At 63.1% G+C, this 15,931-nt stretch carries 15 protein-coding genes; all 15 read left to right on the forward strand.

From position 1 onward, the window contains the following. Nucleotides 1-215 precede the first annotated feature (215 nt). Nucleotides 216-656: a low molecular weight protein-tyrosine-phosphatase gene (locus C8K58_RS01735; RefSeq protein WP_027608688.1), complete on the forward strand. Its 441-nt coding sequence runs from the start codon at nt 216-218 to the stop codon at nt 654-656. Between the two features lie 41 nt (nt 657-697). Then, the gene (locus C8K58_RS01740) at nt 698-2,917 is read left to right on the forward strand and encodes a polysaccharide biosynthesis tyrosine autokinase (protein WP_108572799.1); all 2,220 of its coding nucleotides are present in this window, start codon (nt 698-700) and stop codon (nt 2,915-2,917) included. 5 nt (nt 2,918-2,922) lie between these two features. Next, entirely contained in the window at nt 2,923-4,236 is a 1,314-nt protein-coding gene (locus tag C8K58_RS01745) for a lipopolysaccharide biosynthesis protein (RefSeq protein WP_027608687.1), read from the forward strand. Beyond that, nucleotides 4,233-5,408: an O-antigen ligase family protein gene (locus tag C8K58_RS01750; RefSeq protein ID WP_092356699.1), complete on the forward strand. Its 1,176-nt coding sequence runs from the start codon at nt 4,233-4,235 to the stop codon at nt 5,406-5,408. Before C8K58_RS01745 ends, C8K58_RS01750 begins: the two co-directional genes overlap by 4 nt. After that, nucleotides 5,405-6,568: a polysaccharide pyruvyl transferase family protein gene (locus tag C8K58_RS01755; RefSeq protein ID WP_108572801.1), complete on the forward strand. Its 1,164-nt coding sequence runs from the start codon at nt 5,405-5,407 to the stop codon at nt 6,566-6,568. Before C8K58_RS01750 ends, C8K58_RS01755 begins: the two co-directional genes overlap by 4 nt. Then, the gene (locus tag C8K58_RS01760; protein ID WP_027608684.1) at nt 6,565-7,116 is read left to right on the forward strand and encodes an acetyltransferase; all 552 of its coding nucleotides are present in this window, start codon (nt 6,565-6,567) and stop codon (nt 7,114-7,116) included. The genes C8K58_RS01755 and C8K58_RS01760 overlap by 4 nt, the downstream gene beginning before the upstream one ends. A gap of 14 nt (nt 7,117-7,130) precedes the next feature. Beyond that, nucleotides 7,131-8,090, forward strand: coding sequence for a nitroreductase family protein (locus C8K58_RS01765; protein ID WP_158277066.1), 960 nt, complete (start codon nt 7,131-7,133; stop codon nt 8,088-8,090). A 1-nt stretch (nt 8,091) separates the two neighbouring features. After that, nucleotides 8,092-9,027, forward strand: a complete 936-nt coding sequence (locus tag C8K58_RS01770; RefSeq protein ID WP_108572805.1) for a glycosyltransferase family 2 protein — start codon at nt 8,092-8,094, stop codon at nt 9,025-9,027. A 69-nt stretch (nt 9,028-9,096) separates the two neighbouring features. Beyond that, nucleotides 9,097-10,218 carry a GDP-mannose 4,6-dehydratase gene (gene gmd / locus C8K58_RS01775; RefSeq protein ID WP_027608681.1) on the forward strand — a complete coding sequence of 374 codons (1,122 nt, stop codon included), beginning with the start codon at nt 9,097-9,099 and terminating at the stop codon, nt 10,216-10,218. Between the two features lie 2 nt (nt 10,219-10,220). After that, on the forward strand, nt 10,221-11,198 hold the full coding sequence (locus C8K58_RS01780; protein ID WP_065925164.1) for a GDP-L-fucose synthase: 978 nt from the start codon (nt 10,221-10,223) through the stop codon (nt 11,196-11,198). Then, nucleotides 11,198-12,406, forward strand: a complete 1,209-nt coding sequence (locus C8K58_RS01785; RefSeq protein WP_027608679.1) for a glycosyltransferase WbuB — start codon at nt 11,198-11,200, stop codon at nt 12,404-12,406. The genes C8K58_RS01780 and C8K58_RS01785 overlap by 1 nt, the downstream gene beginning before the upstream one ends. A gap of 5 nt (nt 12,407-12,411) precedes the next feature. Then, a complete protein-coding gene (locus tag C8K58_RS01790; protein WP_108573309.1) occupies nt 12,412-12,870 on the forward strand; it encodes a GDP-mannose mannosyl hydrolase in 459 nt (152 codons plus the stop codon). A gap of 23 nt (nt 12,871-12,893) precedes the next feature. Beyond that, nucleotides 12,894-14,303 (forward strand): mannose-1-phosphate guanylyltransferase/mannose-6-phosphate isomerase, encoded by a 1,410-nt coding sequence (locus C8K58_RS01795; RefSeq protein ID WP_098479266.1) that lies wholly within the window; start codon nt 12,894-12,896, stop codon nt 14,301-14,303. A gap of 178 nt (nt 14,304-14,481) precedes the next feature. After that, nucleotides 14,482-14,721, forward strand: a complete 240-nt coding sequence (locus C8K58_RS01800) for a hypothetical protein (protein WP_027608676.1) — start codon at nt 14,482-14,484, stop codon at nt 14,719-14,721. Between the two features lie 87 nt (nt 14,722-14,808). Next, complete coding sequence (locus tag C8K58_RS01805) at nt 14,809-15,921, forward strand: polysaccharide biosynthesis/export family protein (RefSeq protein ID WP_108572807.1); 1,113 nt, start codon at nt 14,809-14,811, stop codon at nt 15,919-15,921. Nucleotides 15,922-15,931 lie beyond the last annotated feature (10 nt).

Here is a 15,931-nt window from a genome sequence, read left to right on the forward strand (position 1 = left end):
GGTGCATTCAAATCGCACTTTATTATGGGACGGTACAAAAATACCGGAATGTTAGTTTTAGTCGGTTAATGCCGGGATTGTTATTTTTTGTCTTGCGCGATAGATGGTCTCGGTTTGTAGGCTGTGGTCATAATTACTCGGTCGTTAGTTGCAACTCATTAAATAAGGTCGTCCCTTTTGCCGAAGAATAAGTGTGCGGTGCGTGGGAGGTTGCCTTGTTCAAAAAGATATTGATTGTGTGCATCGGCAACATCTGCCGCAGCCCCACGGCGGAACACTTGCTGGGGGCCGCACTGACGTCCTCCGGAATCACGGTGAGTTCGGCGGGCTTGGCGGCGTTGCGTGACCATCCGCTGGAACCGACGGCCGGGCAAGTGCTGCAGGAGCATGGACATGTTCCCCGGGCACACAAGGCGCGGCAACTCAGCGTTGAAGCCGTGAGTGAGGCCGACCTGATCCTGGTGATGGAGCAACGGCACATCGACGGCGTGCTCGACCTCGCCCCCGAGGCGCGGGGCAAGGTCTTCCTGTTGGGCAAGTGGCAGCACGATCGCGAGATCACCGACCCCTATCGCCAGGGCAAGCCCGCCTTTGTGCAGGCCTATGCCTTGATCGAACAGGCCGCACAGGCCTGGGCCCAGCGCCTGGCGCGCTGACGCCCCCTCTTTAAACGATTGCAAGGACGAAGACGCGATTTATGTATTCACCCCAGAACGCTTCCCCTGAAAGCCCTCACCGTGACGAGATCGATGTGCTCGGCATGCTCGGCAACCTGATCGATCACAAATGGCTGATCGCCGGGATCACCGGCACCTGCATGCTGATCGGTGCCGCCTACGCGATTCTGGCGGCGCCGGTGTTCCAGGCGAATGCGTTGATCCAGGTGGAGCCGAAGAAGAACGACATGCTCGGTTTCTCCGACGTCAGTAGCCTGCTGGGCAAGGAATCGCCGGCGGTGACCGAGATCGAGCTGATCAAGTCGCGCACCATCATTGGCAAGACCGTCGATACCCTGGCGTTGGACATCACTGTCACGCCGCAGCATTTTCCGTTGATCGGTGGCTTCCTCGCGCGGCGTTATGCGCCTGAACACAAGGGCGATATTGCGCCGCCGCTGTTCGGTTTCAGCCGCTGGTCGGCAGGGGGCGAGGCCCTGGCGCTGAGCCGCTTGAACCTGCCGACGGCGTTGCTCGGGACCACCCTGGTACTGGTGGCCGGCGAGGCCCAGGCCTACACGTTATTTGATGAGGACGGCGTCGAGATCGCCGCAGGAAGCGTCGGCGTGCCGTTTGCCGCCGACGGCGTCGAGGTGCTGGTCAAGGAGCTGCGGGCCAATCCGGGCGCGCATTTCAAGATCGTGCGCAAGCCGCGCCTGGACACGGTGGCCGACTACCAGGACCTGCTCACCGTGATCGAACGCGGCAAGGAGTCGGGCATCATCAGCCTGTCCCTGGAGAGTACGCGCCCGGCCCTGGCGGTGCGGACGCTGAATGAAATCTCCAACCTGTATGTGAAGCAGAACGTCGACCGCACCTCGGCCGAGGCGGCGCAGAGCCTGTCGTTCCTCAATGACCAGTTGCCCCAGGTGCGTCGCGACCTGGAGAAGGCCGAGAACGCCTTGAACCGCTTCCAGACCCGCAGCAAATCCATCGACATCAGCCTCGAGGCCAAGGCCGTGCTCGACCAGGTGGTGGCCCTGGACACCGGCATCTCCGAACTCAAGCTGCAACAGGCCGAGATGGACCGCAAGTTCACCCCCCAGCACCCGGCTTATCGCGCCTTGATCGCCAAGCTGGCGGAACTCAATGCCAAGCAGGCGCAGATGACCAAGCGCGTCGAAGGCTTGCCCACGACCCAGCAGGAATTGCTCAGCCTGACCCGCGACGTGCAAGTGGGCACCGAGATCTACACCCAGTTGCTCAACCGCTCCCAGGAGCTCGACGTAATGCGCGCCGGCACCGTGGGCAACGTGCGTTTGATCGACAGTGCCGACGTCAACCTGGCCAAGCCTGTGGCGCCGCGCAAGGTCATCGTGGTGCTGCTGGCGATGCTGCTCGGCGGCATGCTCTCGGTGGGCATCGTGCTGGTGCGCAGCCTGCTCAACCGTGGCCTGGAAAGCCCGGATGAGATCGAGAAACTCGGCCTGCCGGTGTACGCCTCGATCCCCTTCAGCCTGTTGCAAAAGGCCGAGGAAACCAACGCCGCCAAGGGCCGCTCCGGCGCACCGTCGCTGCTGGCGGTCAATCACCCCCATGACCTGGTGATGGAAGCCATGCGCAGCCTGCGCACCAGCCTGCACTTCGCCATGCTCGAGGCCAGGAACAACCGCCTGATGATCACCGGCCCGAGCCCCGAGGTGGGCAAGACGTTTGTCTCGGCCAACCTGGCGGCGATTGTCGCGCAGTCGGGCCAGCGCGTGCTGTTGATCGATGCCGACATGCGCAAGGGCTACTTGCACAAGATGCTCGGCAAGGCGGTGGAGGCGGGGTTGTCCGACCTGCTCGCCAAGCGCTGTGATCTGCAGGAAGCGATTCACCCGACCGCCGTGGAGCGCTTCGATTTCATCGGCCGTGGGCAGATCCCGCCCAACCCATCGGAACTGCTGATGCACCCCAACTTCGCCGCGTTGCTGGCCGAAGTCAGCGAGCGCTATGACCTGGTGATCATCGACACGCCGCCCTTGCTGGCGGTGACCGATGCCGCGATTGTCGGGCGCCAGGCCGGCACCAGCCTGATGGTCACCCGTTTTGGCGTGAACTCGGCGAAGGAGATCGAGTTGACCCTGCGCCGCTTCCATCAGAACGGCATCGAGCTCAAGGGTGCGATCTTCAATGGTGTGGAAAAACGCCGGTCCGCCAGCTACGGCTATGGCGACTACGGCTACTACAGCTACGCCTATCAGTCCGACAAGGCCTGACGACCATGAGCAAAGTGCTTGAAATGCCGCGCTCGTTGTCGCGACGGTTTCGCCTCAACGTGCTGAGCTACGGCTACACCCAACTGGTGACGCTGGCGGCGCAACTGGTGCTGGTGCCGTTCTTCCTGCACGCCTGGGGCACCGGGCGCTATGCCGATTGGCTGGTGCTCACCGGTATTCCGTCGATGCTCAGCCTGCTGGACCTGGGTGTGGCCCAGGCGTCGGCCACCAGCGCCACGCTGCGTGCGAGCCAGGGCGATGTGCCGGGGGCGCGGCGCAGTGTGCAGACCGCGCTGGCCTTTACCCTGGCGGTGGTCGCGCTGGTGCTGGTATTCGCCCTGACCTTGGGCCAGTGGCTCGACTGGGTGTCACTGCTCGGGCTCAAGACCTTGACCGCCGAGCAGGCCGGCCTGGTGGTGCTGTTCATGTCCGGCTACCTGTGCACGCGCTTGCTGGGTGGGCCGATCGACGCCTGGTTTCGCACCATCGACAGAACCGTCGGCGGCGTCTTCATCATGGCCAACCGCAGGACCCTGGACATTGTGCTGTCCATCGTCGTGCTGCTGCTGGGTGGCTCCGAACTGCAATTGGCCCAGGGCATGTTTTTCAGCCAGGTGCTGTTCCTGGTGCTGGTGACCCTGTTTGTGCGGCGGATTTCACCCTGGCCGCTGCTGGGGCTGGGGTCGGCGTCCTGGGCCGAGTTCCGTGGTATCTGGAAACCGGCGCTGGGCAGCGCGGCGATCCCGCTGGCGCAGGCGATCACCCTGCAAGGCGGCCTGCAAGTGCTCAACCAGATCGCCGGCCCGGCGGTGGTGGTGGGTTACACCATGGCGCGCACCCTGATGCGCCTGATCATCCAGTTGGGCATCACCTGCAGCAACGCCCTGACCCCGGAGATCTCACGGCTGGCCGGGCGCGGCGAGTTCGAACAGGCACGACGCTTTACCCAGCGCGCCAGCTCCCTGGTACTGGGCCTGTGCCTGCTGGTGTATGCCGCGGGGATCTGGGCCGGGCCGCAGGTCATCCTGCTGTGGAGCCATGGCCTGGTGCAGGTCGATCGCCTGTCCTTGGCGCTGATCGGCTCCCATACGATTTTGAATGTGGCCTGGTTCATCCTCGCGGCGATGCTGATTTCCACCAATCGCCACACCCTCACCTCAGTGATCTATGCGCTGAGCAGCGTGGCAGCCTTGCTGCTGTGGCTGGCATGCAAGGAGCGCATCGATCCGCTGCTGGGCGCGTCGCTGTTGCTGTCGCTGCCGGAACTGGTGGTGTTGGTGTACCTGCGGGTGATTCGCGTGGGGGAGGTCGGCCCATGATGCTGTCCCAGGCGCGCCTGACCCTCTACCTGCCGCTGACGTTCTTCGCCTTGCCCCTGGCGCTGAGCAACAACCTCTCGCAACCGGTGGCGTTGCTGCTGTTGCTGCCGTTCGTGGTGTACGCGGCGCGTGGCTTTACCCGCGCGCTGCCATTGCTGGCGCTGGTGGTTGCGTCCAGTGTGTTGCAGGTATTGGTGAGCAGTGGGGCGAACATCTCGCTGTACCAGTTCCTGCGCTCCGGCATTCCGTTTTTCTATTTTGTGCTGCTGCTGGCCGGGTACCGCCATGTGCTGGCCCATGTGGAAACAATCGCCCGGGCCCATAGTGTCAACTACCGGCGCATCCTCGAACGCATCATCTACATCTTCGCCCTTGGCCAGTTGCTGCAGGTCAGCCTGTATGGCGTGGGCATCGACCTGACCAACGCCGCGTCCAAGTCCAGCGACGAAGTCGGGCGGATCATGTTGTTCCCCACCAGCTCGGCGGTGCTGCTGTTTTTCTATGCCTGTTGCCAGCGCAGGATCGGCCTGATGCTGATTCTCGCGGTCACGCTGCTGGCGGCCGGGTCCAAGACCATCCTCGCGGCGATGGCGGTGATGATCCTGTTGTCGGCGATTACCCAGCGCAAGCTCAAGTCGTTGGCGGTGCTGGTGGTGGCCATCGGCGCGCTGGGCACGCTGACGTTCTATGCCAGCCCCTTGGCGGTGTCGCGCTTTGCCACTTACCTGTTCGAGGAGAAGGGCGAGGACGTGACCCGTGCGTTCGAGATCGCCCATGCCAAGGAATCGTTTCTCGACAACCCGGCCACGGTGTTCCTGGGCAATGGCCTGGCCAAGCAATTGACCCCCGGCGTGCCCACCAATGACGAGCGCTGGTTCGAGAACTCCAAGTTCGATATCGAGAACGGCTACTGGGGCGTGACCGCCAAGCTGGGGGTGCTCGGCGTGGCGCTGTTCTGCCTGCTGTTCAGCGGTTTGCCGCGCAGCCCGGTATCCCTGGCCGTGGTGGCGATCCTGCTGATTTTCTCGTTCAAGACCAGCTACCAGTTCTTCACCACCTTCGATGGCAGCTACCTGCTGGTGTGGTCGATGTTCATCGGCCTGCTCAACAAGGCTGCGCCTGCCCGCCAGGCGGTTTACCCCAATTACTTACTGAAACAGGCTGGATCATGAACGCACCTGCTAGCCCCATCAGGGCCGGGATACTGACGTACCACTTCAGCGAAAACTTCGGCGCGGTGCTGCAAGCCTATGCCTTGCAGCGCTGGTTGCAGCAACAGGGCTTGCAGGTAAGCCTGATCAACTACCACCCGGCCTACGTGGAGGATGGCAGCGAGATCCGCCAGCTGTTCAACCCGCGCCAGCTCAAGGCCAACCTCAAGGCCCTGTACCTCAAGGCCCTGGCGTTGAAAACCCGGGTGCTGGGGCCGAATGCCCAGTCGCGCCAGTTCGAGGCGTTCAAAACGCGCTTCCTGAATATCCAGGTGCCGCGTTACGCCCACGCCCACCAGCTCCACCAGGCGGTGGCCGGCCAGCAGTTGCTGGTGGCCGGCAGCGACCAGATCTGGAACCCCTCGGGCCAGACCGGCCTCGACCCGGCGTACTTCCTGGCCTTCGACTGCGACAAGGCGATCCGGCGCATCTCCTACGCCGCGAGTTTCGGCAAGGAATACCTGGAGCCGCAGTACCATGCCGAAGCCGAGGGTCTGCTCAAGCAACTGTCGGCGATCAGTGTGCGCGAGGAGAGCGGGGTGAGCATCGTGCAGCAGGTCTCGGGGCTGGCTGCCCAGTGCGTGCCGGACCCGACGCTGCTGCACCGCGACTATTCGGCGCTGCTCGCCACGTCCACCCAGACCCGCACCGGCCACGTGTTCTGCTATGCGCTGCGCACCGGCGTGGGCGTGCGCGAAGTGGCCCAGGCGCTGTCGCGGCAGGTGGCCGGGCCGATTGTCTCGCCGTACAACGCGCACCGGCGCTGGCGGCAGATCGGCGAGACCGTACAGGTGGGCCCGCAGGATTGGCTCAAGTTGCTCAAGGAGAGCGCCTACGTGGTGACCAACTCCTTCCACGCCACGGTGTTCGCGATCATTTTCGAGAAGCCGTTTATCGCCGTGGGGTTGCCGGGCAACAAGGCCTCGCTGAACGCCCGTGTGCGCAACCTGCTGGAGAAGCTGGAGCTGTCGCAACGCTTCCTGCCGGCAGACGATGCCGACCAGGTGCACGCCTTGATCGCGGCGCCCATCGACTGGGTGGCGGTGCGGGCCCGGCGCCAGGCCCTGCAACAGGTGGGCGAGCGCTACCTGTTGGAACAACTGGCGGCGCTGCGGTCATGAGCGACTTCGCGCAACTCAAGTACGTCGACACCCTGCCGCGCAGCAACAAGGCGCGCCGGCTGTTGTGGGGCATCGTCTACCAGCTGCTGTTTCGTCCCACGCCGCGCTGGATGCTGCACAACTGGCGGCGTTGGTTGCTGCGCTGCTTTGGCGCCAAGGTCGGCGTGGGCTGCCGCATCGCGCCCACGTGCAGCATCTGGGCACCGTGGAACCTGGAGATCGGCGACTACACCGCCATCGGCGATGGGGTCGATGTGTACGCCATGGCCAAAATCACCCTGGGCTCCAAAGTCACCATCAGCCAGCGCAGCTTCCTGTGCACCGGCAGCCACGACACCCGCAGCCTGCTGCGGCCCTTGGTGACTCGCGAGATCGTGATCAAGGACCACGTGTGGGTCGCCGCCGAGGCCTTTATCCACCCCGGTTGCGTGCTGGAGGAGGGCTGCGTGGTCGGCGCGCGCTCGGTGGTCACGGCCAGCCAGCCGGCCTGGATGATTTGCGTCGGTGCGCCGTGCCGCCCCCTCAAAACGAGAGACATCGCACTATGAAACAGGTGAAACCCATGATGGATAAGGCATGGAAGTTGATGTATTTCGTCAGCGAGTTCTTTCGCGACATGCTCACGTTTATTCGCCACAACGGTTATTCGCCGTTGGAAAGCCGCAACAAGAAGCTGTTCTACAAAATCCTCATCGAAACCCACACCGTGGAAAAGGGCCTGTCCCTCAAGGAACCCAAGCCGCTGTTCGGCAAGGACAAGATCAACGGCATCATCCATATGCTCAACGAATACGACCGCACGTATTCGGCGCTGCCGGTGGAGATGGCCCTCGGCGCGTTCCAGGGTTACCTCGAGCTGCACCGCACCCTCGGCATCAGCGATGACTTCGTGTTTTACCTGGATGCCTATGTGGAGCACCTCAAGCGCGACGGCACCGCCGGCAGCGGCGGTATCAAGCGTGCAGCGCCGTGGCTGGGCAATGGCGGGCTGGATGCCAAGGCGTTCCTGCAATCGCGCTCCAGTTGCCGCATGTTCCAGGCCGGCAAGATCGACAGTGGCCTGCTGACGTCCCTGGTGGAATTGGCGCAGTCGTCACCCTCGCAATGCAACCGGCAGTCGTCGCGGGTGCATGTGTATCAGGACCGTGCGGTGATCGCGCAGCTGCTGGAGCTGCAAGGCGGCTCGCGCGGGTTTGCGCAGTCGGTGGACAACCTGTTTGTGGTCACGTCCGAAGTCACCGCCTGGGGCGGCGCGGGGCAGCGCAACCAGCTTTACATCGACGGTGCGTTGTTTTCCATGGGCCTGCTGCTGGCCTGCCACGCCAATGGCCTGGGTGCGTGCCCGCTGAACCTGGCGATCCTCAATTCGGTGGAAAAGAAGATCCGTGGCATCGGCGCCATCCCGGCCAGCGAGCGGTTGATCATGATGATCGCCGTGGGGCTGCCCCTGGAAAGCCACTTCCGGGCCGCGCGTTCACCGCGCCGGCTCACCACCGAAGTCCTGCAGATGCACGGTGGCTGATATGAAGCGCGAAACCGTCAGTGTGATCATCCTCACCTACAACGAAAGCCTGCATATCGCCCGGGCCATCGAGTCGGTACGGGCCTTCAGCGACGAAGTGCTGGTGGTCGATTCGTTTTCCACCGACGACACCTGCGACATCGCCCGGCGCCATGGCGCGCTGGTGGTGCAGCACGCCTTCGTCAACCAGGCCAAGCAGTTCCAGTGGGCGCTGGATCACCTGCCGATTACCGGCAACTGGACGATGCGCCTGGACGCCGACGAAGTCATCGAGGCCGACCTTGCCGCCGCGATCAATACCCGGCTGCCGACCCTGGCCCGGGACATCACCGGCATCAACTTCAAGCGCAAACATATCTTCATGGGGCGCTGGGTGCGCCATGGCGGCCGCTACCCGTTGAAGATGCTGCGGCTGTGGCGCACCGGCCAGGGGCGCATGGAGGACCGTTGGATGGACGAGCACATCTCGGTCGCCGAGGGCCGCACCATCACCCTCGACGGCGGGTTTGCCGACCATAACCTGCATGACTTGACCTTCTTCACCCACAAGCACAACCAGTACGCCACCCGCGAAGCGATTGAAGTGCTTAACGCGCGGCTGGGGCTGTTTGCGATACGCGATGAACTGCATGCCGGGCAGAGTTCGTTCCAGGCCAAGGCCAAGCGCCTGGTCAAGAACCGCGTGTACAACCGCGTGCCGTTCACCCTCAGTTCCACCGCGTATTTCCTGTGGCGCTACATCATCCAGCTGGGGTTTCTCGATGGCCGCAGCGGCCTGGTCTATCACCTGCTCCAGGGCTATTGGTACCGCTTTCTGGTGGGCGCCAAAGTGCTCGAACTGGAAACCGCGATTGCGCACTTAAACGATAAGGAAGCCATTGTCCGGGAACTCTCAAAGTTGACCGGCCATAACTTGAACCTGCCCACACCGAAGTAACTGAGCGTTTTTAACAAACACCCAAGTCTGGGTGTCGGCCTTCGCTCGCCTATCAATTGGGAGACAGACATGAATAAAGTCGCGCTTATTACCGGGATCACCGGTCAGGATGGCTCGTACCTGGCCGAGCTGCTGCTGGAAAAAGGCTATACCGTGCACGGCCTCAAGCGCCGTTCTTCGTCGTTCAATACCCAGCGCATCGATCATATTTACCAGGACCCCCAGGCCCTGCGTAAAAACCTGATCCTGCACTATGGCGACCTGGCGGATTCGTCGAACCTGACGCGTATCATCCAGCAGATCCAGCCCGATGAAATCTACAACCTCGGCGCCCAATCCCATGTGGCGGTGAGCTTCGATTCGCCGGAATACACCGCCGATGTGGATGCCCTCGGCACCTTGCGCATCCTCGAGGCGATCCGCCTGCTGGGCCTGGAAAAGAAGACCCGTTTCTACCAGGCCTCGACCTCCGAGCTGTACGGGCTGGTGCAGGAAACCCCGCAGAAGGAAACCACGCCGTTCTACCCGCGTTCGCCCTATGCGGTGGCCAAGCTGTACGCCTACTGGATCACCGTGAACTTCCGCGAAGCCTATGGGCTGTATGCGTGCAACGGCATCCTGTTCAACCACGAGTCGCCGCGTCGCGGTGAAACCTTCGTGACGCGCAAGATCACCCGCGCCCTGAGCAACATCGCCCTGGGCCTGGAACAGTGCCTGTACATGGGCAACATGGATGCACTGCGCGACTGGGGCCATGCCAAGGACTACGTGCGCATGCAGTGGATGATGCTGCAACAGGAACACCCCGAGGACTTTGTCATCGCCACCGGTGTGCAGTATTCGGTGCGCGACTTTATTCGCTGGTCGGCGGCGGAGCTGGGGCTGCATCTGCGCTTTGTCGGCGAGGGCGTGGAAGAGGTGGCGGTGGTCGAGCGGATCGACGGCGACCTGGCGCCGGGCATCCTGGTGGGCGATGTGATTGTGCGCGTCGATCCGCGTTACTTCCGCCCGGCGGAAGTCGAGACGCTGTTGGGCGACCCGTCCAAGGCCAAGCGCCTGCTCGGCTGGGTGCCGGAAATCAGCGCCCAGGAAATGTGCGCGGAGATGGTCCGCGAAGACCTCAAGGTCGCCCAGCGCCACGCCTTGTTGCGCCTGCACGGGCATGACGCACCGATTGCCGTGGAGAACTGAGCATGGCACGTGACTTTGATGCGCGGATCTTCGTGGCCGGCCATCGCGGCATGGTCGGCTCGGCCATCGTGCGGCGCCTGTGGGCCTTGGGCTACACACAGTTGCTCACGGCCGGTCGTGACGAACTGGACCTGCTCGACCCGGCCGCGGTGCAGGCGTACTTCGCCCGGCACCGTGTGGACCAGGTGTACCTGGCGGCCGCCAAGGTCGGCGGGATTCACGCCAACGCAACGTACCCGGCCGATTTCATCTACCAGAACCTGATGATCCAGGCCAACGTGATCCACGCCGCCCACAGCCATGGCGTGGAGAAGCTGTTGTTCCTGGGCTCGTCCTGCATCTACCCGGTGCATGCCCCGCAACCGATGATCGAAGCGGTGTTGCTCGACGGCGCGCTGGAACCCACCAACGAACCCTACGCGGTGGCCAAGATCGCCGGGATCAAGCTGTGCGAAAGCTACAACCGCCAGCATGGCCGCGATTACCGCAGCGTGATGCCCACCAACCTGTACGGGCCGGGCGACAACTACCACCCGCAGAACAGCCATGTGATCGCCGCCTTGCTGCGGCGCTTCCATGAGGCGACCCAGCGCGGCGATGAGGAAGTGGTTATCTGGGGCAGTGGCAAGCCACGGCGCGAGTTCCTGCATGTGGATGACATGGCGGCGGCCAGCGTGCATGTGATGGAGCTCAGCCAGGAACGCTACCGCGAGCAGACCCAGCCGATGCGTTCGCATTTGAACGTCGGTACCGGGGTGGATTGCACCATCGCCGAACTGGCCCAGGCGCTGGTGCGGGTCACCGGCTTCAAGGGGCAGTTGCGCTTTGACGCGAGCAAGCCCGACGGAGCACCGCGCAAGCTGCTGGATGTGAGCCGGATCAATGCCCTCGGCTGGGAAGCCTATGTGCCGCTGGAAGAGGGCCTGCGCGACGCCTACAACGCTTACCTCGCGGCCCTCGAACAGCCTCGGGGCCACTGATGAAGATCCTCCTGTACGGCATCAACTACAGCCCGGAGCTCACCGGCATCGGCAAGTACAGCGGTGAACAGGCGCGCTGGCTGGCAGGCCAGGGCCATGAGGTGCGAGTGGTGACGGCGCCGCCGTATTACCCGCAGTGGCAGGTGGGCGAGGGCTATTCGCCGTGGCGCTTTCGCACCGAGCAGGACGACGGCGTGACGGTGATTCGCTGCCCGCTGTATGTGCCACGCCAGCCCACGGCGTTGACGCGCCTGCTGCACCTGATGAGCTTTTCCGCCAGTTCGTTTTTGGCGGTCATGGGGCACTGGCGCTGGAAACCGGACCTGGTGATCCTGGTGGTGCCCACGCTGTTTTGTGCGCCCCAGGCACTGTTGTTGGCCAAGCTGAGTGGCGCGCGCTCGGTGCTGCATATCCAGGATTACGAAGTGGACGCGATGTTCGGCCTCGGCATCGGTGGCGGCTCCCTTGTGCGGCGCCTGGCGTTTGGGCTTGAACGCTGGCTGTTGCGGCGCTTTGACCGGGTCTCGACGATTTCCAGCGGCATGCTCGACAAGGCCCGGGGAAAAGGCGTGAACGGCAAGCGCCTGCTGTTCTTTCCCAATTGGTCGGAGACCGCCCGCTTTCGCCAGGTGCCCCGCAGCCCCGGGCTGCTGCAGCGCCTGGGTGTGGCGCCGGGCCAAAGGGTGTTGTTGTACTCCGGCAATATCGGCGAGAAGCAGGGCCTGGAACTGATCCTCGACGCTGCCCAGGCCTATGCCGATCGCCCGGAGCTGGTGTTCCTGATCGTCGGCCAGGGCACCGGCAAGGCCCGCTTGCTCGAGCGTGTACAGCGCGATGGCCTGCGCAACGTGCTGTTTGCGCCGTTGCAGCCCTACGAGGATCTGCCGGTGCTGCTGGCCTCGGCCGACGTGCACCTGGTGATCCAGAAGCGCGGGGTGGCGGACGCGGTGCTGCCTTCCAAGCTGACCAATATCCTCGCGGTGGGCGGCCACGCCATCATCACCGCCGACCCCGGCACCACCCTCGGCCGCCTGTGCGAGGAACACCCGGGCATTGCGGTGCTGGCTGAACCGGAGTCCGTCGCCGCGCTGAACACCGGGATCGAGCGGGCACTGGCATTGCCTGCGCGCAATGAGGTGGCGCTGAACTACGCCAAGGAGTTCCTCGACAAGGAACGTATTCTGCAACGCTTTATGGCACAGGTCTGATGGGTATGTGGCTTGATTTACCGACCTTCAATACGGTCGTGGCATCGACGCCGCTGGTGGCGATCGACCTGGTGGTGAGAAACGCCCGTGGCGAGGTCCTGCTGGGCCTGCGCGTCAATCGGCCGGCCTATGGTTTCTGGTTCGTGCCCGGCGGGCGTATCCAGAAAAACGAACACCTCGACAACGCCTTCCGGCGCATCACCCGCGACGAACTGGGACACCCGTTCGAGCGCGGCGAGGCGCGGCTGATGGGGGTGTACGAGCACTTCTACGACGACAGCGTGTTCGCCAACGCCGGGGCCGGGCCGGACACCCATTACGTGGTGCTCGGCTATTGCCTGGACCTGGGCGAAGGCCAGACCCTGCAACCGCCCACGGAGCAACACCAGCATTACCGCTGGTGGTCCGAGGACGAACTGCGCATCAGCCCGCGGGTGCATGAACACACTCGCGCCTATTTCTGACTCTCTCTCCCGAGGACGCTCTCATGTTGTTACCGGTGATCATGGCAGGCGGTTCGGGGTCGCGCCTGTGGCCGCTTTCGCGGCAGCTGAACCCCAAGCAGTTCCTGCGCCTGACCGACGCGCACCTGTCGATGCTGCAGCAGACCATCACGCGGCTGGAAGGCGCCAACGTCGCGCTGCCGCAGTTGATCTGCAATGAGCAGCATCGCTTCCTGGTGGCCGAGCAATTGCGCCAGTTGGGCATGGAACAGGCCAGCATCCTGTTGGAACCGGTGGGGCGCAACACGGCGCCGGCCATCGCGCTGGCGGCGTGCAAGGCGCTGGCCGAGCACCAGGACCCGATCCTGCTGGTGCTGGCGGCGGACCATTTGATCGAAGACATCCCGGCGTTTCATGCCAGCCTGGAAGTGGCGCTGCCGCTGGCCCGCGACGGCAAGCTGGTGACCTTCGGGATCACGCCCACCTGCGCCCATACCGGCTACGGCTATATCGAACAAGGCGCGGCGGCGGGCGAGGGCGGTTATCGGGTCAAGCGCTTTGTGGAGAAGCCGGACGCCGCCACCGCTGCGGCGTACCTGGCCAGCGGCGGGTATTACTGGAACAGCGGCATGTTCATGTTCCGCGCCAGCCGGTACCTGGAGGAGCTGGAGCGCTTCCAGCCGGCGATCCTCGAGGCCTGTCGCGTGGCGCTGGAGGGCGGCAGCCAGGATCAACCCTTCACCCGCGTGCATGCCGCGACCTTTGCCGCGTGCCCGGACGATTCCATCGATTACGCGGTGATGGAAAACACCCATGACGCGGTGATGGTGCCGTTGCAGGCCGGCTGGAGTGATATCGGCTCGTGGTCGGCGTTGTGGGAGGCCAGCGAAAAAGATGCCAGCGGCAATGTGATACGCGGCGACGGGCTGAGCCTGGACACCCGTGACACCTACGTCCACGCCGACAGTCGGCTGGTGGCCACGGTGGGGGTGCAGGACCTGATCATTGTCGAGACCAAGGACGCGGTGCTGGTGGCCCACAAGGACCAGGTGCAGCAGGTCAAGGGCATCGTCGACCTGCTCAAGCAGGCCGGGCGCCATGAGCATCTCAACCACCGCGAGGTGTATCGGCCATGGGGCATGTACGACTCGGTGGACAACGGCCAGCGCTATCAGGTCAAGCGCATCACGGTGAAGCCGGGGGCCAAGTTGTCGGTGCAGATGCACCACCATCGCGCCGAGCACTGGATCGTGGTCAGCGGTACGGCGCGGGTGACCAATGGCGAACAGACTTACCTGGTGTCGGAAAACCAGTCGACCTATATCCCCATCGGCCAGGTGCACGCCCTGGAAAACCCGGGGGTGATCCCGCTGGAGTTGATCGAAGTGCAGTCGGGCTCTTATCTGGGCGAAGACGATATTGTGCGCTTCGAAGACAAGTACGGCAGGGCCTGAGGTTTTCCGACAATTAATAACGTTTTTAATAACTTTACCGGGCGCAATGCATTGAAGGCCGGGGCTTGCCGGGAAAACGTTATTTTCAACTAAGTCGGCTGAATATTATCTGTCTGGTGTGCTGTTTAGTTGAATGGCACTATCGGTTTGCCTGCTCACTGATGATAAGGAGTCTGAAATGAGAAAATCACTGGCTATTCTGGTACTCAGTGTCTTGAGTACCTCGGCGATGGCCGACGAGTTGCCGTTGGGGCTTGATACCACAGTGGCCGGAACCGTTACGGTGGGGCAAACGTTGTTGGTCGGCACTGCCCTGGTTGCCGGTGTTGCCGCTGTTTCCAACAGCGGCGGCAGCTCCAATGGCGGCACCACCACGGGTACTACCGGCACCACCGGCACTACGGGTACCAGCAACTAGTCGTACACCTTCCGCTTTTAAGACCGCTTGGAATCCCCGCCCAAGTGGTCTTTTTTTCTTGTCGTCTATCGCGAGTGTCCTAGCACTATGATGCGTATTTTTTCTATTGCAGCCGTGGCCGCTGCATTATTGCAAGGCTGCATGTTTGCCCCGGGTCAATCTATGGATACGGCCGCCCTGACCGAAGAGGGCGGGCCTGAAAACAGTCGCGTGGATTTAATTCCGATCACCCCAAAGTTATTGGCCATGGACGCGGCAAGTCATGTGCCTTATTCCATTCCAGCAGAACTCTTGAGTTATAAACCCGGGCCGTATTTGATCGGCGCCAATGACGCGCTGTATATCACGGTGTGGGATCACCCTGAACTTACCGCGCCGTCCGGCCCGCAGCAGCAGATCGATGCCAACGGTCGCCTGGTCAGCCCCGAGGGCAACCTGTTTTATCCCTACGTCGGCGAGGTGGTTGCCAAGGGTCGCAGCATTGAAGCGCTGCGCAGCGAGATCACCGACAAGCTGCGCCAGTACATCGACAGCCCCCAGGTGGATGTCAGCGTGTTGCGCTTTGCCAGCCAGAAAGTGGTGATCAGCGGCGCGGTGCTCAAGGCCGGGCCGGTGCCCCTCACCACCATTGCCATGAACGTCAGCGAGGCCCTCGGCGCCGCCGGTATCGACCCGATCAACGCCGACCTGTCGAACCTCACCCTCACCCGTGGCGGCAAGCGCTACACCCTGGACCTCGACACGCTCAACCTTGAGCAGTCGCGCCTGAATGACATCTACCTCAAGGACGGCGACCAGCTGTACCTGGCCTACAACGACCGCAAGCGCATCTACGTGATGGGCGAGGTGATGCAACCCCGCGCGCTGAGTTTCAAGACCCGCAGCATGAACCTCTCCGACGTGCTGGGTTCAGTGGGCGGGGTCAACCAGAACACCTCCAACGCCGATGCCATCTACGTGATTCGCGGCGCGCAGAACATCGATGTGGAACCGGCCAAGGTGTTCCAGCTGGAAGCCGGCTCTCCATCGGCCATGGCCCTGGCCACGCGTTTTGATGTGCAGCCCCAGGACGTGGTGTTTGTCGGCCCGGCGAATATCACGCGCTGGAACCGCTTTATCAGCCAACTGGTGCCGTCCGCGTCGATCATCGGCATTGGTGCATCCACCCAGAACAACCTGAGCGAAGCCAGCAGCCGATAGGGTGGTACCT

This window comes from Pseudomonas sp. GV047 (assembly GCF_003058245.1).
GTDB lineage: Bacteria > Pseudomonadota > Gammaproteobacteria > Pseudomonadales > Pseudomonadaceae > Aquipseudomonas > Aquipseudomonas marginalis.